Genomic DNA, 25,755 nt, shown 5'->3' on the forward strand with positions numbered 1-25,755 from the left:
TCTGCGCATAAATTGCTACCTTTCTGAAAATTAAGGCGCTCATGATACGACACGGAATCACACTTCTGGCATTTCTATCTTTCAGTATACTCTTCTCTCAAAAGAAACAACCCACTGTTGATCAGCAACGATTGGAACAACGCATTTTTGACCTGGCCAAATTCGGTCTACAGAAAAATGGCGAAACCGAACGTGTTGCGTTCAGCGATGCGGATATCGAAGCAAGGCAATGGGTGGTTGAAACCCTAAAGGGTTTTGGAATGGAAGTACGAATTGATGCCGCAGGAAATATCATTGGGCAGCGGGCTGGAAAAGATGCCTCTAAAAAGCCCATAGCATTTGGTTCCCATATCGACCGGGTTCCCAATGGAGGCAATTACGACGGCTGTGTGGGTTCTATGGCTGCTTTGGAAGTGATTGCCACCCTGAACGAAAACAACATCACCACTTCACATCCCTTGGAAGTCATTATTTTCCCGAACGAGGAAGGCGGCGTTATGGGCAGTAGGGCGATGGCCGGCAACTTGGGAAAATCCGCTTTTCCCATTGCAAACGCCACTGGGTATTCCATGGGTGAGGGGATTATGCGAATTGGTGGCGACACTACAAAAATAAAGCAAGCTGCCAGGGAAAAAGGCAGCATGGCCGCCTTTCTGGAACTCCATATTGAACAAGGGGGGAAATTGGAAAGTTTAGGGCTTGATATAGGAGTTGTAGAAGGTATTGTTGGGCTGAATTGGTGGGATGTGGTTTTCACCGGTTTTGCCAACCATGCCGGTACCACACCCATGAATGCCAGACAGGATGCCCTTTTGGCCGCAGCAAAATATATTGTGGCCGTCAATGAAGTAGCGAATAGTTTTGATGGGGCTCAGGTAGCCACCGTTGGACGAATTAAGGCAGAACCGGGAGCACCCAATGTAATTCCGGGCAAAGTGGTGGCCAGTTTGGAAATACGTGATCTATCTTCTGAAGTAATTGAAAAAGTATATCAGGCCATTAAACAAAAAACGGAAGAAATTGCCAAGTCCTCCAATGTTTCAGTAGAGTTTAGGCCTCTGGATACCACGGCAGAACCTGCCTTGACCGACCCCACCATCCAAAAGGAAATTGAGTCGTCGGCCAAAGCACTGGGTCTTTCCTATCAATACATGCCGAGTGGAGCGGGTCATGATTCCCAAGATATATCACGGATAGCGCCCGTGGGAATGATCTTTGTGCCCAGTAAAGGAGGCATCAGCCATTCACCCAAGGAATTCACCTCTGCGAAGGACATGGCCAATGGCGCGAATGTGCTCTTACGCACAATTCTGGCGTTGGATAAACAATTGGATTAGGCCCTCAAGCCTTTTCTTTCTGAACAATCCGGTAGGTTGCATTAGCCAATAAGCCGATGCTCAGCCAATAGGTTCCCAGAATAAGGAAGCTGGAATATGCAAAGGGTGCCTTGAATTTGACCAAGGCAATCATGGTATCCGAAAGCATGAACAACATAACGGCTACGGCTATCCAAGCATAAGCCCTTCCCTTGTTGCGCAAATAAAGTCCAATCCCCTGCCAAGCCATTAAGCTGATTACCAAAATATAGAGGGACACCGGAATAAGAAATGTTCCTAAATCCGGTTTCAACCAAAAGAAAATACCAGTTCCCACACCAAATACAAAAACAAAGGAAAGAACGTGAGTACTAAATCCTTTCAATTTGATGAAGCTTAAGGTAAATAATAAATGGGCCGATAAAAACGAAGCAAGTCCAAAAACAAAATAGGTTTCAAAAAGCAACAAAATATCCCCGAGCAAGCAGAATATAAATGCGGCCAACATCAAATTCCTAAAATTGGCATTGTTGATTTTTGGAATTAAAACCAAAAGGGAAATAACCAGAATCGTGGTTAGGGGTTTTAGAAAAAGATACACTTGTCGAAATCCAAGATGCTCCGCGCTCATTGCTGCAATGGCAGCTATAACGATTAAAAAATTGATGCTTATTTGGCGTTTGTCCATTATTGCTTCCATGTGTTAAAAGGGTTTTTGCTCAGCTGGGAGTTGTAATATTGCTTCTGTCCGGTGACCTCTTCACCCAGCCATTCAGGTTTTTCAAATTTTTCATCTTCGTGGTTAAGCTCCACTTCGGCGATCACCAACCCTTTGTTCTCCCCCAAGAACTCATCCACTTCAAAAAAATGTTTGCCCATGGGCACTTCATATCGGTATTTTTCAAGAATACCGGTATTACACAGATCGATCAGGTTCGTGGCCTCCAGGGTGGAAATTTCAATTTCCCATTCAAACCGTGTAGTACCTGAATCGTTGGGGCCGCCTTTTATGGTCAAAAACCCTTTTTCGCCCATAATCCTGACCCTAACGGTCCGGTCGGGGTCAGTGTTCAAATACCCTTGTGCGATCCGGGTTTGGGAAGTGGCTTCCTGCCGATAGGCATCCGAGGTGACCAAGAATTTTCGCTCTATTTCCAAATGTTCCATCAAACTAAATATACCCTAAATTTGGGTATGCAATTCGATTTTCCCTTAAGAAAAATAATCCATGTGGACATGGATGCCTTTTATGCATCCGTAGAGCAGCACGACAATCCAGAGCTTAAGGGAAAACCAATAGCCGTTGGTGGAGGATCTAAACGCGGTGTGGTTTCGGCTGCCAGTTACGAAGCTCGGAAATTTGGAGTGCGCAGTGCCATGTCGGGATACCAAGCACAAAAAAATTGTCCTCAACTTATTTTTGTGCGGCCCCGGTTTGATCGCTACAAGGAAATCTCACTGCAAATTCGGGACATATTTTATGAGTACACCGACCTTGTGGAACCCCTATCGTTGGATGAAGCCTATCTGGATGTGACCGAAAACAAAAAAGGCAATCCCTCTGCTACTTTGATCGCCAAAGAAATACGCCAAAAAATATTGGACAAAACAGGATTGACGGCTTCAGCGGGCATCTCCATCAACAAATTTATCGCAAAGGTGGCCAGCGATTACAACAAACCGAACGGACAAAAAACGGTAAACCCCGAAGAGGTCATTGCCTTTTTGGAAGAGTTGGACATTCGAAAGTTTTATGGAGTGGGCAAGGTAACAGCCGACAAGATGTACCGGTTGGGCATTTTTACTGGAAAAGACCTCAAACAAAAATCCGAGGAGTTTCTGGACGAGCATTTTGGAAAAAGCGGTTCTTACTATTTCAATGTGGTACGAGGGGTGCACCACAGTCCGGTTAAACCGCATCGCACACCAAAATCGGTTGGGGCAGAGCGTACGTTTTCCGAAAACCTGAGCAGTGAGATCTTCATGCTGGAAAAATTGGAAAACATTGCCAACGAATTGGAACGCAGGCTGCAAAAATCCAAAATCGCTGGAAAAACCATCACCCTGAAAATCAAGTACAGCGACTTTACCTTACAAACTCGAAGCAAAACCCTTCCCTATTATATTGCAAGCAAGGACCTGATTCTGGAAACCGCCAAGGAACTACTGTACCAAGCCGATCTGGAAAACTCGGTTCGGCTCTTGGGCATTTCGTTGGCCAACCTCAATACCGAGAAGAAAAAAGAAGATTCCAAAGATGAGGCTGTTCTGGTGCAACTCAAGTTTGAATTTTGAGAGAAACGTCTGATTGTCCAATACCAGATTTCTTTTTATTTTGCACGGGCAGCTCCCCCGCTTAACTTTTTAAAATGCATTATGCAAAGTCCTGAATTGCACCAACACATTATTGTAACCGCTGGCAAGCTGTTCTATTCCCAAGGTTACCATTCAACAGGTATAAATGAAATCGTTGACACCTGTAATATCGCCAAGGCCACCCTGTATGGTCATTTTAAGTCCAAGGAAGATCTGTGTATAGCCTATTTGGACCATCGACACCATCAATTTCTGGAGCGGTTAAAAGGCTTTGTGGCCAAAAAGCCGTCTGGTAAAAGTCAATTATTGGCACTGTTCGAGCTGTTACAGGACATGTACCGTGAAGAAGATTTCGAAGGGTGCTGGTGTTTGAAGACTTTCGGTGAATTGGGCCCTAACGAAGCAAAGATTCGTGCTGTGATTCAAAAACAGAAAAAGGAGTTGTTGCTCTTTATTGGGGAAGTAGTGGGCGATAACGTGCCCAACCTGTCCAAGGCCGAGACCGAAAAAATATCGGGTGGTTTGTACCTGCTATATGAAAGTGCCATTACAGAAAGTAATTTGTTCAAAAATGATTGGCCCATTTATATGGCCAAAAATATAGCCGCCACACTATTCCCAGAACCATAACGACAATAAAAAACCCTTCCAAATTAATGAAAGGGTCTGGAGTTTAGTTAAAACATTGAATTAGGCATTCACCTCATCCAAAGGCTGTACTTCAGGAAAATCGATTGGTGTTCCTGCGGTATTGTTGATGTAGTTGGAAATGGTCTTGTCCCCGACCAAAACAATGGTATCGATCAAGTTTTCCTTCGTCCATCCGGCCTCGAAGAAGTTATCCAATACATCCTGATCGGCATTTCCCCTGTTCTGGGTTATGTTCTTGGCCAATTTCGCCAAGGCATCCAATTTGGTGTCGAATGTGGACTTACCGGCCCTTAGTTCCAAGATTTGATCCTCGGTGAATCCATTCATCTTGCCAATGGCGGTATGGGCGGCCAAACAATATTCACAATTGTTTACTTGGCTCACGGCCAAGTTCACCACTTCCTTTTCTTTCGCTTTCAAGGAGGTCTTCGCGTTCGCAAAGTTCAAATAATTCACCAATGCATTGTCTGAATGGGCATAGGTGGCATACAGGTTGGGAACAAAGCCCAATGCTTTTTCAAGATTGTCAAATACGGTCTGGTTTGCAGGACTTACCTCGTCTCTTTTGGGTACATTAAATGTGCTCATACTATTTACTTTTTGGGTATATATGGAATTAATATTTCTGAATGAAGGGTTTCTCGGCATCACAATAAAAATCATGATGGAACTTTTGACCGCAATGCTCGGTGGCAACCAAAGGTTGTGCCTGTTTGGGCGTGCTTCTAAAAATCTCGATGAGATTGAAAATGGATTTGTTGGAAATGTTCATCAATACCTTGTTTTAAATTACAGGGCAAAGATGGGGCAATACAAAGGGCAGGTGTTAGGAAGGATTTCCCGACGAGTTGTGCATTCTTCCCTTAAGGGGTCAAAACCAGACTATCCCGGTATTCGGAAGGGCTCATTTGCGTCATTTTCTTAAAAAATCGGCTAAAATGGGCCGGGTCGTTAAAGCCCAATTCGTAGGCTATTTCCTGGTTTTGCTTATCGGTATAATTGATGAGCCTTTTCGCTTCCAAGGCAATTCGGTCCAATATGATCTGTTGGGGAGAGCGTTGGTTGTAAATGGCAAAAAGGTTGGATAGGGTCTTGGGCGATTTGAAGAGCATTTCGGCATAATCGCTTACCCGGCGCTTGGTTTTAAAGTTCAAGTCCACCAAATAGTTGAACTTTCTAATCACATCGATCTGATCGTTGTCCAAAGTTTGCACAATAAGCTGTTCCTTGGCCAATCGGGTGCTAAGGATGATCATTCGTTTAAGCAGCATTTGTAGCATATCGCCCTGAATAGTATCCGGTGTGGAAAACTCTTCCAAGAACATATCGAACAACAAGTTGAACTTTTTCAACTGACCATCCGGAATGGTAACAATGGGTAGATCTTGCGTGCCAAAAAACAGAATGCCGTTGCAGGACACTTCGGTATCATGGTCAAAAATACAATAGAATTCACGGTTGAACAGGATTCCCGTTAAAGGCAGCGCAGTGGCTTCTAGGGAAACATGTTGCAAATAGGTGACCGTAACCAATTGGTTGGGCTGGAGCACCATGGGAATACCATCCACTTGAAAATGAACCGGTTCGCAGTTTCTGTTCCAAAGAAACTTAATGGTGGATTCGGTGTGGGCGAATCGATGTTCATCTTTTTTGATGTCATCGGTAAACCCTAAAACGGCTCCCATTTTCTGGTCTGTGTACTCGTATTTCATGATGCTTGTGTTCACCGACAAAGGGTCGGTCAATACTTCCAATCAGTCCAACTTACTTTGTAAAACTTACATTGGAGCATAAAAAATCCCCTGCTCCAAAGGGAGCAGGGGATATATTTTTTGGGTCTATTTTGACCTTTATTGGTGCTTAAAAATTACAGGACTCAATTTCGGTAACACGAAGGGTATTTACCATCCCTTTGTCCTTGATCGGCATTGCGGCCAAGCTGACCAGCATATCGCCCACATTCAAAAATCCTTTTTTGCATGCAATCTGGTTCACGTCCTCAATAGTTTGATCAGTGGACACAAATCGATCGTAATAAAAGGCCTTTACGCCCCACAATAGGTTCAATTGGGTCAAAATCCTTTTGTTGGAGGTGAACACCAAAATATGGGCTGCAGGCCTCCAAGCTGAAATTTGGAAAGCCGTGTACCCACTATTGGTCAATGTGGAAATGGCCTTGGCCTCAATCTCGTTTGCCATAAGGGCGGCATGGTAGCACACCGATTTGGTGATGAACCTTTTTGTCCGGATATGTGGTGGTGTTTGAGGAACCTTGATCAAGTTGGAACCTTCCACACTGGCAACGATACTTGCCATTTTTTCGATTACCTGAACTGGGTAGTTTCCAACAGAGGTCTCCCCGGAAAGCATCACGGCATCGGCACCATCCATAACGGAGTTGGCCACGTCGTTCACCTCAGCACGTGTCGGTGTAAGGCTGGTGATCATGGTTTCCATCATCTGCGTGGCAATAATTACAGGAATCCGAGCCTTTTTGGCCCTCAAAACCAGTTTTTTCTGAATCAAGGGGACCTCTTGGGCAGGGACTTCCACACCCAAGTCGCCTCGGGCCACCATTAAACCATCACAATAGGTAACGATCTTATCGATGTTCTCCACGGCTTCAGGCTTTTCTATTTTTGCCACGATCGGAATCTTGTGATCGGAGTGTTTCTTGATCAATTCTTGCAAATCGATAAGGTCTTGGCTGTGCCGAACAAACGACAGTGCCATCCAATCCACTTGCTGTTCAATGGCAAAAATGGCGTCCTTAATATCCTTTTTGGTCAAGGCAGGCAATGAAATGGCCGTGTTGGGCAAATTCACTCCCTTTTTGGATTTAAGGGGCCCTCCTTGGATTACGGTTGCTATTACTTCATTTTCACCGTTGGTGGACCTTACTTCAAAGATGAGCTTACCATCATCAAGCAAAATGCGCTCACCGGGTTTTACATCCCTTGGAAAGCTTTTGTAGTTCATATAAACCCGTTCCGCGGTTCCCTCAAAGGGCTCGCCAGTGGCAAAGGTTACTTCGTCGCCCGGTGCTACAATGGCTTCTCCGCCCATAACGCCTACACGAAGTTTTGGTCCCTGTAAATCGGCAAGTATTGCGGTGTTTACTTCCAACTCCTCATTCAGTTCCCGTATCATTTTAATGCGTTCCGCAACATCTTCGTAGGCAGCATGTGAAAAATTGATCCTAAATACATCCACTCCTGCCAGCATCATTGCTTTAAGGGTCTCCTTCGAACTGGTGGCTGGACCTAAGGTTGCTACAATTTTAGTCTTCTTTCTAGTTGGCATTGTTAAAAGATTAAATTTCTTTTTGATTTTAAGGTTTGTGTGTCAATAGGGTATGCGGTCATAACCCTGGCTATTTTGTTGATGCGTCGTACTTGTTCTTCTATCAAGTCGTCATCGGCAGCGTCTACTTTCAAAAAATAATCCACTTCCTTCCGTTCTTTTATCAAGTGATCCATACGTTCAGAAGTGTTGTTGCCAAACAGTCCATCCGAGGGAATTACTTCTTCCACAACACATTTATTGGCAATCAGCGTCCAATACAGATCGTTCAGTTCATCGTCCCAATCAAAAACGGAAAATTTAGCATTTGCCTCAAGACAAAGATCCCTTTCCATACGTTTCAAGTACAATCCACAGCCGGAATTTATGGCATAGGTTATGGCATAATCTTCCAAATTACTGTGTATGGCGATGAGCTTAAAACTGTCATCATAAAAATCTGCCGATATTCGATGTGTTGTCAACATGCCCTAAACACGAACGGTAAATATACTCTTAATCCGTTTGAATGCCTAGTTATTGCAATACAATACACCTATAAATCAAACGAAAACGATTGAGTTTGCCTTTATTTAAAGTTACTGATTTTCAATTTTGTTCTGAAGCGCAAAGTATGCACGCTTGGACGCTTTTTCCTCTGCCTTCTTTTTTGAAGTGGCCCTGGCCTTGGCCATGATTCGGTCCCCGATGGTCAATTTAACGGCAAAATGTTTGAGCTCATCGTTACCGGTATCTTCGTACACGTTGTAGTTGAAGGACTTTTTTTGTTTTTGGCACCATTCAATTACCAAACTTTTGTAGCTGATGACCTTTCCTTCCAGTTGTTCAATGTCTACGTAGGGTTCGATGACCCTGTCATAGATGAATTTTTCACAATACTTATAGCCCCGATCAAGATAAATGGCCCCGATCAACGCTTCAAAAACATTGCCGTGGATGTTTTCCCCGAAATGGGATTTGGGAATCCTACTTTCCACAAATCGAAGCAGCCCAAGATCCTTACCTAGCTCGTTCAGGTGTTTTCGGCTAACCACCTTGGAGCGCATTTTGGTGAGATATCCCTCGTCTCCTTCGGGTACTTCATTGTATAAGTGACGGGAAATTATGGTGCCCAACATGGAGTCGCCCAAAAACTCGAGCCGTTCGTAATTCATGGGGTTGCCCTCGGCGTCCCTTTTGTTCATGGAACGATGCAAAAAGGCTCTTTTGTAGACCTCAATGTTCTTGGGTTTAAATCCCAAGATTTTTTTCATCCCCAAAAAAAAATCCCCATCCGAGTTCGGATGGGAATTGAATATTTTGGAGGTGAGTTTCATGTTACAAAACTACCCTAATTTTTTGAAAATAAGACACGCATTGTGTCCTCCAAAACCAAAGGTATTGCTCATGGCCACCTTAACCTCCCTCTCTTGAGCCTTGTTCAGCGTAAGATTGAGCGATGGATCGATTTCCTCGTCCACCACGCTGTGGTTAATGGTCGGTGGAACCATATTGTGCTCCATGGCCAAAATGGACGCAATGGCTTCTATGGCCCCAGCAGCACCCAACAAGTGTCCGGTCATGGATTTGGTGGAATTGATATTGATCTTGGATGCATGTGCACCAAATACCTTGGAAATGGCCTTAAGCTCGGCAACATCACCAAGTGGTGTGGAAGTACCGTGCGTATTGATGGCATCCACATCCTCTGGTTTTAGCCCAGCATCCCTCAAGCAATTTTCCATTACCCGAACCACACCGATACCTTCTGGATGGGGTGCGGTCATGTGATAGGCGTCACTAGACATGCCTCCTCCGGCCACTTCGGCATAGATTTTGGCACCGCGTGCCTTGGCGTGTTCGTATTCTTCCAAGACCAATGCACCTGCTCCCTCGCCCAATACGAAACCATCACGTGTGGCATCGAAAGGTCTGGAGGCAGTCTCTGGACTATCATTTCTTGTGGACAGGGCATGCATGGAGTTAAAACCACCCATACCTGCTATCGTCACTGCTGCTTCACTACCCCCGGTCACAATAACATCACAATGACCCAATCGAATATAATTGAGTGCATCGATCATAGCATTGGCAGAAGATGCACAAGCAGAAACCGTTGTATAATTAGGCCCCATAAATCCATGCTTAATGGAAATGTTTCCTGGTGCGATGTCGGCAATCATTTTTGGGATAAAGAAGGGGTTGAAACGAGGCGTTCCATCGCCCTCGGCGTAACCAATGACTTCATTCTGGAAGGTTTCCAACCCTCCAATGCCTGCACCCCAAATGACTCCGACCCTAAACTTGTCCACGTGGTCCAAATCAATCCCGGAATCGGCTATGGCCTCATCGGAAGATACCAGTGCATATTGGGCAAACCGATCCAGTTTTCTTACTTCCTTGCGGTCGAAGAAATCATTGGGATCGTACCCTTTAAGCTCACAGGCAAATTTTGTCTTGAACTTTTCGGTATCGAAATATGTTATGGGGGCGCAACCGCTTTTACCGGTCCGTAGTCCTTCCCAATAAGCTTCCAAATTGTTTCCGATCGGGGTCAAAGCACCCATTCCGGTAACTACAACTCGCTTTAACTGCATTGAACTATGTTTTACCCTTTAGACCTAAATTATAAAAAAATTATCCATGTGATAATCACCACATGGATAATTCCAATTCTTTAGCAATATATCATATAATTACTTAGCTTCTTCGATGTAGCTAATGGCTTGACCTACAGTGGCAATGTTTTCTGCTTGGTCGTCTGGTATTTGGATATCAAATTCTTTCTCAAACTCCATGATAAGCTCAACAGTGTCCAAGGAATCCGCTCCTAAATCGTTGGTAAAGCTAGCTTCAGCTACAACTTCATTCTCATCAACACCGAGTTTATCAACGATGATAGCCTTTACTCTTGATGCAATGTCTGACATAATTATAGTGGTTTTAAAAATTTAATCGTTGGCAAAAATATAAAACTTTGGATTAATTACACCATTTGTCGATAAAATGTACTCCAAATTAAACATCTTAAGGTTCAGTACATTACTTTAGCCGCCTGAAGTTAGTCCAAAATACCATCAATTCCTAACAGATGAAACAAATAGTCATCTTGGCCTCTGGAAGTGGCTCAAATGCAGAAAACATCATAACGTACTTCAACAACATACCTACTATTAATGTGGTTGCGGTCCTCACCAATAAGAAAGAGGCAAAGGTGTTGGAACGCTGCGATAGGCTCGAAGTTCCTGCCTTTTATTTCAACAAAGTTGCTTTGACCAAAACCGATGCGGTGGTTGATCTTTTGAAAGTACTGAACACCGATTTAGTGGTACTTGCCGGGTTCCTATGGAAAGTTCCGGAAAACATGATTGAAGCCTTCCCAAAAAAAATCATAAACATACATCCGGCACTGCTGCCCAAATATGGAGGCAAGGGCATGTACGGTGAAAAAGTGCATCAAGCAGTAAAGGATAATAAAGAAACTGAAACAGGCATTACCATACATTACGTAAACGAGAACTATGATGAAGGTGCCATTATTTTCCAAGCCAAAACCAAGGTAGAACCATCCGATAGCCCGGACCAAATTGCCGAAAAGGTACACCAATTGGAGTACGAACATTTTCCCAAAATCATCGAAAAACTGCTTAGTTAATGGGCAAAAAAGCAAAGTTTTATGTGGTTTGGAAGGGAAAACACCCTGGCATTTTTGAATCTTGGGCCGATTGCAAGGCACAGATCGAAGGGTTCAAAGGGGCAGAATACAAATCCTTCGCCACCTTTGCCGAGGCCAAAAAGGCATACAATAGCAATTATCTGGAGTACAAGGGAAAATCGAAGGGCAAACCGGGCTTAACGCAAGAAGAGTTGCTCAAAATTGGCGAGCCCAACTACAATTCCATTGCCGTGGATGCAGCATCGAGCGGCAACCCTGGCCGCATGGAGTACCGCGGGGTGGACACCAAGTCCAAAAAAGTGCTCTTCCATCAAGGTCCTTTCGAACAGGGCACCAACAATGTGGGTGAGTTCTTGGCATTGGTCCACGGATTGGCTTTTTTAAAACAACAAAAAAGCGATCGCATCATTTATTCCGACTCCCGAATTGCAATTGGCTGGGTGCGCAAAGGTAAGTGCGGCACCAAACTCGAAAAAAACAGTACGAATACGAAATTGTTCGAACTGGTGGCCCGTGCAGAGGAGTGGCTCAAAAAGAACCGATACTCGACCCCAATCGTAAAATGGGAGACCAAGGCATGGGGAGAAATTCCTGCTGATTTTGGCCGTAAATAAGCCTCAGTTGCCATTAATTTCCTAAAAATTCATAATTGCAACCACCATTGTACCAAATGGCATTGCTAAACCGTATATTTGCACCAAAATTTAGGGAATGGGCAAATTACTGATCGTGGGGACAATGGCTTTCGATGCCATTGAAACACCGTTCGGAAAAACAGGTAGAATATTGGGTGGCGCTGGTACCTTCATCGGACTCGCCGCTTCCCAGTTCAAAATCGACTCCGCGATCGTGTCCGTGGTCGGTGATGATTTTCCCCAGTCCTATATGAATATGTTGGCCGACAGGCACATCGACTTATCCGGTGTGGAAGTGGTTAAAGGTGGAAAAACCTTTTACTGGGCCGGCAAATACCACAACGATTTGAATTCCCGGGATACCTTGGTCACCGAACTGAACACCTTGGCCGATTTCAATCCGGTGGTGCCCAACAACTTTGTGGATGCCGACGTGGTCATGTTGGGCAATCTGCACCCGAACATCCAGTTGAGTGTAATCAATCAGATGGAAGAACGACCAAAACTGATTATTCTCGATACCATGAATTTTTGGATGGACAACACTTGGGACGAGTTGATGGAGGTCGTTAAAAAAATAGATGTCATTACCATAAATGATGCTGAAGCAAGACAGATGACCGATGAATATTCCTTGGTTAAGGCAGCCACAAAAATCCAGGAAATGGGTCCGAAATATGTAGTGATCAAAAAAGGGGAACACGGTGCCCTATTGTTTCACGAGGACCAAATTTTCTTTGCACCCGCCCTACCATTGGAAGAGGTTTTTGATCCAACCGGTGCAGGCGATACGTTTGCAGGAGGCTTTGCAGGCTATTTGACCGAATCGGGGAACATTTCATTCGAGAGTATGAAAAATGCCATTATCCATGGTTCCAATTTGGCCTCGTTCTGTGTGGAACGTTTTGGAACGGAACGCATGGTAAACCTTCCCAAACATGAGGTGGAGGCCCGTTTGGTACAATTTAGGGAATTGACACAGTTCAATATAGAATTAACGTAAATACACGCCCTGAAGCTTTCGGGGCTTTTTTTATTTGGTTTGTTATGAGTGATGCCATTAAGCACGAATGCGGAATATCATTGATCCGTTTGCTTAAACCCCTTGAATACTACAAGGAAAAGTATGGTACGGCCTTTTATGGGGTTAACAAAATGTACCTGATGATGGAGAAGCAACACAACCGGGGACAGGACGGTGCTGGTTTTGCCAGCATCAAACTCGACATGCAACCTGGGGAACGTTATATGAGCCGGGTACGGTCGGCAAACCAACAGCCCATTCAGGACATTTTCGACCAGATCAATGCACGGATCAATACGGCATTGACAGAAAACCCGGGCCATAAAGACGATGTGGCTTGGCAGAAAAAGAACATCCCCTACATCGGCGAATTGTTGATGGGGCACGTGCGCTACGGCACTTTTGGAAAGAACAGCATTGAAAGTGTTCACCCGTTCCTTAGACAGAACAACTGGATGCACCGGAACCTGATCGTGGCCGGTAACTTCAACATGACCAATGTGGATGAGTTGTTTGGCAACTTGGTCACCTTGGGACAGCATCCCAAAGAAATGGCAGATACGGTGACCGTAATGGAAAAAATAGGCCATTTTTTGGATGATGCCGTAGCCAAATTGTACAAACAGATCAAAAAGGAGGGCTACAACAAACAAGAAGCCTCCCCTTTGATCGCCGAGCGGTTGAACGTTGCCAAAATTTTGAAGAAGGCCTCCAAAAACTGGGATGGCGGATACACCATGGGTGGTCTTTTGGGCCATGGCGATTCCTTTGTATTTAGGGACCCTGCCGGAATCCGTCCCGCTTATTTTTATCAGGATGATGAAATAGTGGTGGTAGCCTCCGAGCGACCTGCCATCCAAACCGTATTCAATGTAAAATTTGATGACGTTAAGGAATTGGATCCCGGGCATGCCATTATCGTGAAGAAAAATGGCACCGTGGCCATAAAACAGATCTTGGAGCCCACGGAACGTAGGGCCTGTTCCTTTGAACGCATCTATTTTTCCCGCGGAAGCGACAAAGAAATTTATCAGGAGCGTAAAAAATTGGGGAAACTGGTGTTCCCACAAATCTTGGAGTCCATCGATGGCGATATGGAGAATACCGTGTTCTCCTATATTCCCAACACCGCAGAGACTTCGTTTTTTGGGATGGTAAAGGAAGCCCAGAACTACCTCAACAAGAAAAAGGAAGAGCAGATTCTTGCCCTCGGACCCAATATCACTGGCGAACAGCTCCACAAGATATTGGCAGTCCGACCTCGTATCGAAAAAGTGGCGATCAAAGACGCGAAGCTTAGGACCTTTATTACACAGGACAGTAGCAGGGATGATCTGGTAACCCACGTTTACGACATCTCATACGGGTCTGTGAAACCTACCGATAATTTGGTGATCATAGATGATAGTATAGTTCGAGGTACCACCTTAAAGCGAAGCATCTTAAAAATCTTGGATCGTTTGTCGCCGAAAAAGATTGTGGTAGTTTCTTCGGCACCACAGATCAGATATCCTGATTGTTATGGTATTGACATGGCCAAATTGGAAGATTTTGTGGCCTTCAAGGCAGCCCAAGCACTCCATGAAGAGCATGGCACCACACATAAGATCAAAGAGATATATGAAAAGTGTTTGGCTCAGAAAGCATCCAAGGACAAGGATGTAGTGAACTATGTGAAGGACTTTTATGCCCCGTTCACAGCTGAACAGATTTCCAAAAAAATTGCAGAAATACTGAGTCCTGATGAAATAAAAGCCGAGGTAGAAATCATTTACCAGAGTATTGAAGGTTTGCACGAAGCCTGTCCGAAAAACTTGGGTGATTGGTACTTTACCGGAAATTATCCCACACCAGGTGGAAACAGGGTTGTGAACCGAGCTTTCATCAATTTCTTTGAAGGAAAAAACGAAAGAGCCTATTGAAACATTTTCACAACTACCGAAGAAAGCATGCATTTCATCGATGAAAGTAGCAGATTGGCGTGTTTTTATACGGTGGCGTGACCACAATCCTACTTTAGTATTGCCATAGCATAAGTAGGTTAAGTTCATGGTAAGATTTGGGGCAAAAAAGGTGGAAACTATTCCACCTTTTTTATTTTACCGCATTTCCGAATCCTCGATCTAGTAGTCTTTTTCCTTGTTTACCGTACGCGCAGTCGACCAGTTTGGCAGTTCAACCCATTTTAGGGAGTTTCATCTAAAAGCTTAGGGTCGAAAACCTGCCTTGCCTTACATTTGGAGGACCATAGCATAAGTAGGTTAAGTTCATGGTAAGATTTGGGGAAAGAAGGCGGAGAACACTCCGCCTTCTTTATGTTTGAGAACCAAGGATTTATCTATTTTATCGACGAACTGCACGTTTTCTTTTTCCGTCGAAATTCAAAAATTTATCCCAAAACCTTTGTTATTTAACACAATACCAGTATTTTAGTCTCGCCATAGCATAAGTAGGTTAAGTTTATGGTAAGATTTGGGACGAAAAGAGCGGGGGCTTCCTCGCTCTTTTCTATTATACCCTATCAGTATAAAAAAAGCCCCGCACAAAATGCGGGGCTTTTTTTATTCCATGTGCCAAGCAATTACTTACCGGCCTCGTAGTTTTCTGAAACTTTGTCCCAATTGATCACATTGAAAAAAGAGGTAATATAATCGGGCCTTCTGTTTTGATAGTTCAAATAATAGGCATGCTCCCAAACATCCAATCCTAAGATTGGGTGACCGCCACAGCCGATACCTGGCATAATGGGGTTATCTTGATTTGGAGTGGCACAGATGTCCACCTTTCCACCTTTGTGCACGCACAACCATGCCCAACCCGAACCAAACTGTCCTGCGGCAGCCGCGGCAAATTTTTCCTTGAAGGCATCAAATGAACCAAAAGCATCATTGATTGCTGAAGCCAATGCTCCACTAGGTGCTCCGCCACCATTGGGGGACATTACTTCCCAGAACAAACAGTGGTTGTAGTAACCCCCACCATTGTTTCTTACTGCCATGTTGGACATATCGAGATTGGAAAGGATATCTTCAATCCCTTTTCCCTCAAGATCGGTTCCTTTAATGGCATCGTTCAATTTGGTGGTGTACCCATTGTGGTGCTTGGTATGGTGGATTTCCATGGTCCTAGCATCTATATTTGGTTCCAGCGCATCGTATGCGTAAGGTAATTTTGGTAATTCAAAAGCCATAATTTTTTTGTTTTTTAGGTTATAAATCAATTCCTGTAAAAATACGGTTTTTAACATTTATATTCCGCTAAAAGGATGTTAACATCAGGTAGGGAATCCGTAATTTGCAGGAAAAACTTCTTTGGAAGACGCCAATTTTAAAATATACAGTGCATCTGCCGGCTCGGGGAAAACGTATGCCTTGGCCAAAGAGTACCTTAAATTGTTGTTGACGCACGATGCGCCTTCCAAATTCCGGCAGATCCTAGCCATTACCTTTACCAATAAGGCCGTGGACGAAATGAAAACCCGGATTCTTGACAATCTCTATGCCTTTGGATTGGAGCCCGTACCCAAAAAACAAGCCGCACTTTTCCATGAAATTTGTTCGGAACTTTCCCTTGAGGCATTCGATCTCGGGGAACGGAGCAAGCTCATTTTAAAACGAATACTACACAACTATTCCTTTTTTGAGATTTCTACCATCGATAAATTCAACCATAAGATCATCAAGACCTTTGCCCGGGACCTGCACCTGTCCCAAAATTTTGAAGTGGAGCTGGATACCGATCTGCTGTTGGAGGAAGCCGTGGGCAATCTTCTGGAACGGGCAGGTACCGATGAAGCACTGACCGAAGTGCTCATCGCTTTTTCACTGGAAAAAATCGATGAGGACAAAAGTTGGAACATTGCCCTAGATCTTATTGAAATGGGAAAGTTGCTGTTCCAAGAAAACCATGCCGACCATGTGGCTCCCTTGCTGTCCAAAACCATTGGGGATTTTAAGGACATCCAACAGCGGATCGCCAAGAGATTGGGGCACTTGGAACAACAAATTGTACTGGCAGCCCAAACGGTTTTAAAGGAAATTGAAAGCCAAGGTTTTGAATTTGCCGATTTTCCAAGGCAAACATTGCCCAATCATTTTAAAAAAATGACCGATGGGGAATTCAGTCCAAGTGCACTTTATACCAGCAAGAACCTGGAACCTAATTTGGTCGAAGGCAAAATCCTCAAAGCCAATGACAAAAGGGATGTTTCTTCCCTCGCACCTGCACTGTTGCAAACCTACCTGTCACAAAAAGAAAAAATCTACCGTCACCGTTTCCTTAAGAACATCTACGGCAATATAGTCCCGATGACCGTGCTGAACGAAATTGCCAAGGAAATAAAACAAATAGAACTGGAAAGGGACATTATTCCCATTTCCTCCCTGAATGCGATTTTGTCCAAGGAGATCAAAGGGCAGCCGGTACCGTTCATTTATGAACGCATGGGCGAAAAATACCGGCACTATTTTATTGATGAGTTCCAAGACACCTCCAAAATGCAATGGGAGAACTTGGTGCCCCTTATCGGAAATGCGCTGGAAAGTGAGAATGAACGACAGGAAAAGGGTTCTCTTTTCTTGGTGGGCGATGTAAAACAGGCCATTTACCGTTGGCGTGGCGGAAGGGCCGAACAATTTTTAAACTTGATCAACGGAACTGCCCATCCGTTTTCCGTGGAACCAATCGTCCGATCATTGGATACCAATTGGCGGAGTTGCGACACCATTGTGGAATTTAACAACGCTTTCTTTACCACCCTGGCCCCAGTGATGGAAAATCAGGATTACCAAAATCTTTTTCTGCATGACTCCCATCAAAAAACCAACAATATCCCGGGTGGATTTGTACATCTGACCGTGTTGGATAAAGATTTGGAAGATAAGGATGAAGCATATTGTGATGAAGTATTGCAAACCATCAACCAGCTCAAGTCAAAAAACAATCCTTATTCGGATATCTGCATATTGGTGCGGGACAATAACAAGGCCATGGTATTGGCGAATTATTTGGCCACAAACCATATTCCCATTATTTCATCGGAAGCCCTCTTGTTGGGCACCAATGTCCAGGTAAATTTCCTGGTTGCCCTTTTAAAGGTAATTCAAAACAAAAGGGATAGGGAGGCCGCATACTTTATTTTAACGTATTTGTGCAAGGATGAAAATGATGCGCACCAATTTATAACAACACATTTGGATGCCATTGATCACTATCTTTCCAAAACCTTTGCATTCGATATCCAAGTATTGCAAACCGAATCCACGTCCACGATTTTGGAAAAGGCCATCTCCCAATTTGGTTTGGCCACCGGCTCGGCAGCACATATAACCTTTTTGATGGATGAGGTGTTGGACCTGGAAAAAAGGGAAGGCCCCAGTATACATGCCTTCTTGACCTACTGGGAAATCAAAAAGGATTCCCTCTCCATTGCTGCACCGGACGACGTGGATGCCGTTCGTATTATGACGGTGCATAAATCCAAAGGGCTGGAATTTCCATTTGTTATTTTTCCTTTTGCCAATGCCACATTGAAAAAACCCAACAAAAAAATTTGGGCCCCGGCCACGTCTGATGAAGATGGATTGGAATTGGATGAATTTTTATTGAACACCAATAAGGACCTATTGGAATTTAATTCCATAACACACCTATTATATAAGGAAGAAGAACAAAAATCGGTCCTCGATGCCATGAATGTGCTCTATGTTGCCCTTACACGGCCTGTAAAAGGACTGTTCGTGGTTACCGAAACCGGAAAGAAACCGGATAGCCTATCCGAAGCAAGCTCCTATGCCGATCTTTTTGGCTGGTTCCTGCAACAGCAACAGCTAACAGCCTACGAAACCGGGAAGTACCTTATCGGTACCCTCCCTGAAATTTCCGCTGGCCATGACATAACCGTTGAAGAAGGAAAATACATCCCATACATTACCCGACCTATTGACGACCCTGGTTTTGTAATCTCAACCAAATCAGGAAGACTCTGGGACGATACCCGTACGGAAGCCATTGAAATGGGAAATGTTATCCACCATGCGCTGAGCCAGATCAAAACGCTGGAAGATGTACCAACGGTTTTGGAACAATTGAATACTGCGGGAGATTTTCCAAAGGAAAACAAAAAAGAAATTGAACAAAAAATCAGAGCAGTGATCGAACATCCAAAGCTCTCATCTTACTTCTCAAGTAACGGTGAAGTTTTGAACGAACAGGAAATATTGATGCCCAATGGGTTGACCCTGCGGCCCGATCGCATTTCGATTCACGGAGATCAGGCGATCTTGATCGATTATAAAACAGGAAAGCCGTCGCCAGCGCACAAGGAACAGATCATGCAATATGCCGATGTTTTGAAAGACATGGGTTATCAAATAAAACATGCCATTATTGTTTATATTGACCAACAAATTGAATTAGTTTTTGCTTAAATAATAAAAGAACGATGTACGGAAAAATCAAAGAACATTTGGCCGCGGAGCTGGAAGCCATAAAAGAAGCCGGCCTCTTTAAAAAAGAACGCATTATTACCTCACCACAAGGGGCGGTGATCAAAATATCCACCGGACAGGAAGTGATTAATTTTTGTGCCAACAATTATTTGGGGCTGTCCTCACATCCTGAAGTGATCCAAGCCGCCAAAGATGCTATGGACACCCACGGGTTCGGCATGTCCTCGGTACGTTTTATTTGTGGTACACAGGACATCCATAAGGAATTGGAGCAAAAAATAGCGAATTTCTATGGTACGGAGGATACTATTTTATATGCTGCTGCCTTTGACGCCAACGGGGGCGTTTTTGAACCCCTTTTGGGACCAGAGGATGCCATCATCTCGGATTCGTTGAACCACGCTTCCATTATTGATGGGGTGCGACTTTGCAAAGCAAAACGCTACCGGTATGCCAATAGCGACATGGCCGATCTGGAAGCACAATTGCAACAAAGTGTGAAGGATGGTGCACGATTTAAGATCATCGTAACCGATGGGGTCTTCTCCATGGATGGACTATTGGCGCCCCTAGATCAAATCTGTGACCTTGCCGATAAATACGATGCTCTGGTTATGATCGATGAATGCCATGCGGCCGGATTTATAGGCGAAACCGGAAGGGGTACCTTGGAAGAAAAAGGTGTTATGGGCCGAATCGACATTATTACCGGGACATTGGGTAAAGCGCTCGGCGGTGCCATGGGCGGCTATACAACCGGTAAGAAGGAAATTATCGAAATGTTGCGACAACGATCCCGTCCTTATCTTTTCTCCAACTCCTTGGCACCGGCCATCGTGGGCGCATCCATTAAGGTATTTGACATGTTGGATAAGGATACCACCCTTCGGGACAAGCTTCAAAGCAACACGGAATACTTTAAAAAAGGAATGAAAGCTGCCGGTTTCGACATTATTGATGGGGATTCGGCTATTGTACCGGTAATGCTATATGATGCCAAGCTTTCACAACAAATGGCAGATATGTTGTTGGAGGAGGGTATTTATGTGATTGGGTTCTTTTATCCTGTGGTTCCCAAGGACAAGGCTCGGATTCGGGTTCAATTGTCCGCAGCACACGAAAAACAGCACCTGGATCATGCCATAAATGCCTTCACCAAGGTGGGAAAATCGTTGAAAATCGTCTAAAATCGTTGAAATGCAGCAATTCTTCTGGCAAATGAGTCAAAAAAAAAGAAATTTAGATTTTGTTAATAAGTCTTAACAACTTACATTTGCTGCTGATAAACACTTAAACTTAAAATTTTGAGCATGAAACATCTTAGCAAATTATTGGTTGTTGCCCTAGTGTTTGTAGGGATTAACAGCATACAAGCGCAAGACGAGAATAATCCATGGCAAGTGACCGTTGGAGTGAATGCGATAGATGCTTATCCAACAAACGATAGCAACAATCCTTTTTCCAGTACTACATTATTTGATGAGTACTTCAACGTAACTGACCACTGGAATATTTTGCCTTCCGTTTCTTACATCGGCATTTCTAAGTATGTCGGTGATGGCTTCTCTGTAGGTGCAAGAGGATCTTTGAACAGAATCGAGAAAATCGGTGATGCTTCAGTTGATGATCTTTCTCACTATGCCATTGACGGTACCATTAAGTACAACTTCCTTAAAAATACTACTATCGATCCTTTTATCGAAGTAGGTGGTGGTTATACTTGGGTAGATGAAATCGGAGCCGGTACTGTTAACGGAGGTGTTGGTTTTAACCTTTGGTTCTCTGAGAACGTAGGTTTGACTGTTCAAACACAATACAAGCACGCCTTCGAAGATTACTTGATTCGTCACTTCCAGCACATGGCTGGTATCAGCATCAAATTCGGTGGTACCGATACTGATGGTGATGGTATATACGACAAAGATGATGCTTGTCCAGAAGTAGCTGGTTTGGAAGCATTCAACGGATGTCCTGATTCTGACGGAGATGGTATCGAAGATGCTAAAGATAGCTGTCCTAACGAAGCTGGTCCAAAAGAATTGAACGGCTGTCCTGATTCTGATGGTGACGGTGTTGCTGATAAAGACGATGCTTGTCCAAGCACTCCAGGTCTTTCTTCCCTAGCAGGTTGTCCTGATGCTGACGGTGACGGTGTTGCCGACAAAGATGATGCTTGTCCTAACGAAGCTGGCCCTGCTGCCAACAAAGGATGCCCATGGCCTGATTCTGACGGCGATGGTGTTCTTGACAAAGACGACCAATGTCCAGAAGTTGCTGGTACTGTTGCCAACAACGGATGTCCTGAAGTAACTGAAGAAGTTCAAAAACAATTGAACGACTACGCTAGAACTATCTTGTTCGATACTGGTAAATCTTCCATCAAAGCAGAATCTACTTCTGTAATGGTTGACATCATCCAAATCTTGAACGAGTATCCTAACGCTAAGTTTACTGTAGAAGGACACACTGACAGCGTAGGTAGCGAGTCTACCAACCAAAAGCTTTCTGAGTCTAGAGCTAACTCTGTTAGAGATTTCTTGATCGACAAAGGAATTGCTGCTGATAGACTTTCTGCTATCGGATACGGTGAAGCTAAGCCAATCGCTACCAACAACACAAGAGCTGGTAGAGCACAAAACAGACGAGTTGAGATCAACTTGGTTAAATAATAAAGAAAACAAAGTTTTCTAGGAAAAGGCCCTGCAAATGCGGGGCCTTTTTTATTTTTAGTACATGCACACCACTTTTCTAGAACATGTTTTAAAAGATCTTGCCGATAAACAGTTGGACGTCACCAACTGTACCTTTGTGCTTCCCAGCAAACGATCGGGAACCTTTCTCAAGAAATACATCGCACAATCCCTTGAAACGAGCATCTTCAGTCCAAAAGTGCTTTCAATTCAAGACTTTATTGCACAAATTTCAGGGGTGTCTCAAGCTTCCAATTTGGAATTGTTGCTCCAACTGTTTGAAGCGTATAAGAAAAGTGCACTTAAACAACACGACGATTTTGCTTCCTTTTTAAAATGGGGGCAGACATTATTACAGGACTTCAACGATATTGATGGCTACTTGATTCCAGCCAAGGAAATATTGAACTACCTATCCGCCATTAAAGAACTCAACCACTGGTCCCTTCAAAAGGACAAAACCGAACTTATTGAAAATTATTTGGACCTTTGGTCGAATCTGGAAGGGATATACCACAGCTTAACCACCGAGCTCTTAGACCATAAAACGGGCTATCAGGGTTTGGTACAACGAAAAGCAGTGGAAGAAATTAAAAAGGGAAGCCAAGTCCATAACGGTGAAACCATCGTTTTTGTAGGTTTCAATGCCTTGAATGCAGCCGAAAGCACTATTATACAACATTATCTTGAGCGTGGAAATGCGCACATTTACTGGGATATCGACACCTACTTTTTAAACGACCCCATACATGATGCTGGGCTTTTTATCCGAAACTATCAGCGTAATTGGCCGTACTACAAAAATCGAAAAATTGAGGGACAAGAGCATTTTTTACAGCCTAAACGAATATCCATTACCGGAGCGCCCAAAAATGTGGCACAATCCAAATATGCAGGGCAGCTACTGCAACACATCCAAAACGACTCTACCGTTGATCTAAAGCAAACGGCTTTGGTATTGGCAGATGAAACCCTTTTGAACCCCGTATTGAAATCAATTCCGACCAGTATTGGCGAAGTGAACATTACCATGGGGCTCCCGCTCAATAAAACAGTGCTGTACGCCTTTTTCCAATCTTATCTGGAACTGCAACTGAACAAATCGGACAGGGGCTGGTTCCATAAACATGTAGTTGCATTTCTTTCCAATCCTTATGCGGCAGCATTGCTTCGATCGAATCAATCCAATTTTGCTGCCGAACTTATCGAACAGATCAATTCACACAATTGGTTATTTGTAAATGAAAGCATGCTGTCTAGGTTAAAGGATCATCAAAAGGCCATCCAACTGGTTTTTCCTGATGATTTGACTACTCCAACTGATTGGATTCATCAATGCCAAACCATCATACAACAGCTAAAAGAAACATATCAGCAGGAAAAGAACGCCCAAGAACTGGAATACTTGTACCGGTTCTACACGCTTTTCAACCAGTTGTCCCAATTCTTGGAGAATGTGGCCTTTGTGTCGGAGTTAAAGTCCATCAAAACCCTGTTCAAACAGCTGGCATCGATGGAAACCCTTGATTTTATTGGGGAACCTTTATCCGGTTTACAGATCATGGGGATGCTGGAAAGTAGAAATCTCGACTTCGAAACGGTTATCATCACCTCGGTCAATGAAGGGATACTGCCCTCTGGCAAATCGAACAATTCCTTTATTCCGTTCGATGTAAAACGTGCTTACGGATTGCCGACCTATAAGGAAAAAGATGCCATCTATGTGTACCACTTTTATCGATTGATCCAACGGGCCAAAAACGTTTATATCGTTTACAATACGGAACCCGATGTGCTGGAAGGTGGCGAAAAAAGTCGATTGGTAACCCAGCTGCTGACCGATGAAAACTTGAAACCATTCGTCACTCACCAGATAGTTTCGCCCGAAGTACGCATTGAGCAACCTCCACTGACACAGATTCCCAAGAATGGCCAATTGTTGGAAGACATCAAAAATTTTGCGCTAAACGGGTTTTCACCGACTTCCTTGACCAATTATATTAAAAATCCCATGGATTTTTATACCCGGAATATTTTAAAGATCAATGATTTGGAAGAAGTGGAAGAAAACATTGCGGCCAATACTTTCGGGACCATAGTGCACGATAGCCTTGAAACATTGTATACCCCCTTTATTTCCCAAGTGTTGACCAAAGAGGCTTTGTCAAAGACGAAAACACAAATTTCTGACGTGGTCAAGCATCAATTTCTAAAACAATTGCCGGGGATAGACATTGGTAAAGGAAAATTTTTATTGGTGTATAATGTAATCGTCAAATACCTGCAAAACTTTCTGGATAAGGAATTACTTGACATTCAACGTAATCAGATTAAAATCTTGGCGTTGGAAACCAAATATGAAACCATTCTGGACCTTCCAGACCTGTCTTTTCCCATTAAACTGAAAGGTACATTGGATCGCGTGGATGAAGTTGACGGCGTACTTCGCATTATTGACTACAAAACCGGAAAAGTCGAGCCCAAAAATGTAAAAATCAGCGATTGGGACGAGTTGATCACGAATTACGACAAGGCTAAGGCGTTCCAGCTCCTTTGCTATGCCTACCTATACGCTAAAAACCATGATTTTGATTCGGGCGTGGCCGGAATCTATTCCTTCAAAAATTTAAGTCAAGGATTGTTTCGGTTCACTGAAGACAAAAATGGTATAATCGACCATCAGACCTTGGCCAAATTCGAGCAGCAACTACATACTTTGGTCAAGGAAATTTGCAATGTGCAAATCCCCTTGACTGAAAAGGTAGACTGATTATTTCAAATCCGGCCGTGTGGGCCGCACTTCAATTTTACTGGGCAATGTTCGTGGGTGCATTTTCAGCAAATCCACCACCAGCTTTCCGATATCTTCGGGCTGAATTTTCCAGGCATCTTTTTCCGAGGGTTCATGGTCATTGAAATGGGTTGCCACGGATCCCGGCATGATCGTGGTGACCTTGATGTTGTACTTCCTCAAGTCCAACATGGCCGCCTGGGTAAACCCGACCACCCCAAACTTTGTGGCATTATAGCCGGCCGCTGTGGCAAAAAAGTTGGTGCCGGCCAAACTGGCCAACGTCATGTAATAGCCTTCGGATTCTTTCAAGGCTTCCACGGATGCTTTTAAGGTGTGGAACACCCCATTTAAATTGGTGTTGATCATGCCGTGCCATTCGTGCTCCGACATTTCATCAATAGGTGCAAAATGCCCAACCCCTGCATTGGCCATGACCACATCCAAGCGTCCAAATTTCTTTAAAATGGACTGTACGGCATTTTCTTCATCTACCAATTTGGTTACGTCAGACACCAGGCCCAATACTTCACCTTTTCTTGAAAGGGCATCCACTGCTTGGTCCACTCCCCTTTGCCCACGGCCACTAATGGCCACCTTCATGCCTTGATCCAACAAACTTTCCGCAATACCGTAGCCTATTCCTTTAGTGCCTCCTGTAATGTAGGCCACTTTTCCTTCTAATTTCATGTTGATTTGTTTTGAAGTAAAGTTCAAAAAAGACAGGGCCAAAAACAAAAAAACCATCCTAAAGGATGGTTAATTTTATGTGGCATACCGTCCCCTGCTGCCGCAAGATTGCATCTTGTGGCAAACAACAACACAAAAACAACCCCAATAAAAAAGCACCTCGATTGAAGTGCTATTGATTTTTGTGGAGAATACCGGATTCGAACCGGTGGCCTTTCCGAAAGCCCTCGGAACG

At 43.9% G+C, this 25,755-nt stretch carries 23 protein-coding genes; 11 read left to right on the plus strand and 12 right to left on the minus strand.

Features of this window, described 5'->3' with window-relative positions; all coding sequences use genetic code 11:
• Positions 1 to 41: 41 nt before the first annotated feature.
• Positions 42 to 1,337, plus strand: a complete 1,296-nt coding sequence (locus EO131_RS03205; protein ID WP_241243785.1) for a Zn-dependent hydrolase — start codon at positions 42 to 44, stop codon at positions 1,335 to 1,337.
• Positions 1,338 to 1,341: 4 nt separating this feature from the next.
• Here EO131_RS03205 and EO131_RS03210 read toward each other — a convergent pair whose 3' ends face one another.
• Complete coding sequence (locus tag EO131_RS03210) at positions 1,342 to 2,016, minus strand: lysoplasmalogenase (protein WP_127018896.1); 675 nt, start codon at positions 2,014 to 2,016, stop codon at positions 1,342 to 1,344.
• Positions 2,004 to 2,483 carry a CYTH domain-containing protein gene (locus tag EO131_RS03215; RefSeq protein WP_127018897.1) on the minus strand — a complete coding sequence of 160 codons (480 nt, stop codon included), beginning with the start codon at positions 2,481 to 2,483 and terminating at the stop codon, positions 2,004 to 2,006. Before EO131_RS03215 ends, EO131_RS03210 begins: the two co-directional genes overlap by 13 nt.
• Positions 2,484 to 2,510: 27 nt before the next feature.
• Here EO131_RS03215 and dinB point away from each other — a divergent pair, with 27 nt between their 5' ends.
• Together dinB and EO131_RS03225 are read left to right on the plus strand one after the other, a co-directional pair.
• Positions 2,511 to 3,611, plus strand: a complete 1,101-nt coding sequence (gene dinB, locus EO131_RS03220) for a DNA polymerase IV (RefSeq protein WP_127018898.1) — start codon at positions 2,511 to 2,513, stop codon at positions 3,609 to 3,611.
• 81 nt (positions 3,612 to 3,692) lie between these two features.
• Positions 3,693 to 4,262 (plus strand): TetR/AcrR family transcriptional regulator, encoded by a 570-nt coding sequence (locus EO131_RS03225; protein ID WP_127018899.1) that lies wholly within the window; start codon positions 3,693 to 3,695, stop codon positions 4,260 to 4,262.
• 60 nt (positions 4,263 to 4,322) lie between these two features.
• Here the strand turns inward: EO131_RS03225 and EO131_RS03230 are convergent, their stop codons facing one another.
• From EO131_RS03230 to EO131_RS03260, 8 genes are all read right to left on the minus strand, one after another.
• Positions 4,323 to 4,871 (minus strand): carboxymuconolactone decarboxylase family protein, encoded by a 549-nt coding sequence (locus EO131_RS03230; RefSeq protein ID WP_127018900.1) that lies wholly within the window; start codon positions 4,869 to 4,871, stop codon positions 4,323 to 4,325.
• A gap of 28 nt (positions 4,872 to 4,899) precedes the next feature.
• Entirely contained in the window at positions 4,900 to 5,055 is a 156-nt protein-coding gene (locus EO131_RS17070; protein WP_164731599.1) for a hypothetical protein, read from the minus strand.
• 91 nt (positions 5,056 to 5,146) lie between these two features.
• Positions 5,147 to 5,995 carry a helix-turn-helix domain-containing protein gene (locus EO131_RS03235; protein WP_127018901.1) on the minus strand — a complete coding sequence of 283 codons (849 nt, stop codon included), beginning with the start codon at positions 5,993 to 5,995 and terminating at the stop codon, positions 5,147 to 5,149.
• 148 nt (positions 5,996 to 6,143) lie between these two features.
• The gene (gene pyk / locus EO131_RS03240) at positions 6,144 to 7,586 is read right to left on the minus strand and encodes a pyruvate kinase (protein WP_127018902.1); all 1,443 of its coding nucleotides are present in this window, start codon (positions 7,584 to 7,586) and stop codon (positions 6,144 to 6,146) included.
• Between the two features lie 2 nt (positions 7,587 to 7,588).
• The gene (locus tag EO131_RS03245; protein ID WP_127018903.1) at positions 7,589 to 8,053 is read right to left on the minus strand and encodes an IPExxxVDY family protein; all 465 of its coding nucleotides are present in this window, start codon (positions 8,051 to 8,053) and stop codon (positions 7,589 to 7,591) included.
• Positions 8,054 to 8,164: 111 nt separating this feature from the next.
• Positions 8,165 to 8,902: a ribonuclease III gene (rnc, locus tag EO131_RS03250; RefSeq protein WP_127018904.1), complete on the minus strand. Its 738-nt coding sequence runs from the start codon at positions 8,900 to 8,902 to the stop codon at positions 8,165 to 8,167.
• 9 nt (positions 8,903 to 8,911) lie between these two features.
• Positions 8,912 to 10,162, minus strand: coding sequence for a beta-ketoacyl-ACP synthase II (fabF, locus tag EO131_RS03255; RefSeq protein WP_127018905.1), 1,251 nt, complete (start codon positions 10,160 to 10,162; stop codon positions 8,912 to 8,914).
• A gap of 99 nt (positions 10,163 to 10,261) precedes the next feature.
• Positions 10,262 to 10,495: an acyl carrier protein gene (locus EO131_RS03260; protein WP_009778413.1), complete on the minus strand. Its 234-nt coding sequence runs from the start codon at positions 10,493 to 10,495 to the stop codon at positions 10,262 to 10,264.
• Positions 10,496 to 10,656: 161 nt separating this feature from the next.
• Between EO131_RS03260 and purN the strand changes: the two genes are divergently transcribed.
• The 4 genes from purN to EO131_RS03280 all read left to right on the plus strand — a co-directional run bounded on the left by purN (position 10,657) and on the right by EO131_RS03280 (position 14,822).
• Positions 10,657 to 11,220 carry a phosphoribosylglycinamide formyltransferase gene (gene purN, locus EO131_RS03265; RefSeq protein WP_127018906.1) on the plus strand — a complete coding sequence of 188 codons (564 nt, stop codon included), beginning with the start codon at positions 10,657 to 10,659 and terminating at the stop codon, positions 11,218 to 11,220.
• A complete protein-coding gene (locus EO131_RS03270) occupies positions 11,220 to 11,855 on the plus strand; it encodes a ribonuclease H1 domain-containing protein (protein ID WP_127018907.1) in 636 nt (211 codons plus the stop codon). The genes purN and EO131_RS03270 overlap by 1 nt, the downstream gene beginning before the upstream one ends.
• A 97-nt stretch (positions 11,856 to 11,952) precedes the next feature.
• Entirely contained in the window at positions 11,953 to 12,879 is a 927-nt protein-coding gene (locus EO131_RS03275) for a PfkB family carbohydrate kinase (protein WP_127018908.1), read from the plus strand.
• A gap of 44 nt (positions 12,880 to 12,923) precedes the next feature.
• A complete protein-coding gene (locus EO131_RS03280; RefSeq protein ID WP_127018909.1) occupies positions 12,924 to 14,822 on the plus strand; it encodes an amidophosphoribosyltransferase in 1,899 nt (632 codons plus the stop codon).
• A 659-nt stretch (positions 14,823 to 15,481) separates the two neighbouring features.
• Here the strand turns inward: EO131_RS03280 and EO131_RS03285 are convergent.
• The gene (locus tag EO131_RS03285; RefSeq protein ID WP_127018910.1) at positions 15,482 to 16,090 is read right to left on the minus strand and encodes a superoxide dismutase; all 609 of its coding nucleotides are present in this window, start codon (positions 16,088 to 16,090) and stop codon (positions 15,482 to 15,484) included.
• A gap of 121 nt (positions 16,091 to 16,211) precedes the next feature.
• Here EO131_RS03285 and EO131_RS03290 point away from each other — a divergent pair, with 121 nt between their 5' ends.
• The 4 genes from EO131_RS03290 to EO131_RS03305 all read left to right on the plus strand — a co-directional run bounded on the left by EO131_RS03290 (position 16,212) and on the right by EO131_RS03305 (position 24,809).
• Positions 16,212 to 19,328, plus strand: a complete 3,117-nt coding sequence (locus tag EO131_RS03290; protein ID WP_127018911.1) for a UvrD-helicase domain-containing protein — start codon at positions 16,212 to 16,214, stop codon at positions 19,326 to 19,328.
• 14 nt (positions 19,329 to 19,342) lie between these two features.
• Positions 19,343 to 20,536 (plus strand): glycine C-acetyltransferase, encoded by a 1,194-nt coding sequence (gene kbl, locus EO131_RS03295; RefSeq protein WP_127018912.1) that lies wholly within the window; start codon positions 19,343 to 19,345, stop codon positions 20,534 to 20,536.
• Between the two features lie 123 nt (positions 20,537 to 20,659).
• Positions 20,660 to 22,018 (plus strand): OmpA family protein, encoded by a 1,359-nt coding sequence (locus EO131_RS03300; RefSeq protein WP_127018913.1) that lies wholly within the window; start codon positions 20,660 to 20,662, stop codon positions 22,016 to 22,018.
• Between the two features lie 64 nt (positions 22,019 to 22,082).
• Positions 22,083 to 24,809: a PD-(D/E)XK nuclease family protein gene (locus EO131_RS03305; protein ID WP_127018914.1), complete on the plus strand. Its 2,727-nt coding sequence runs from the start codon at positions 22,083 to 22,085 to the stop codon at positions 24,807 to 24,809.
• Here the strand turns inward: EO131_RS03305 and EO131_RS03310 are convergent, their stop codons facing one another.
• Entirely contained in the window at positions 24,810 to 25,520 is a 711-nt protein-coding gene (locus EO131_RS03310; protein WP_127018915.1) for an SDR family oxidoreductase, read from the minus strand.
• Positions 25,521 to 25,755 lie beyond the last annotated feature (235 nt).

Source organism: Flagellimonas beolgyonensis (assembly GCF_003992615.1).
Lineage (GTDB): Bacteria > Bacteroidota > Bacteroidia > Flavobacteriales > Flavobacteriaceae > Flagellimonas > Flagellimonas beolgyonensis.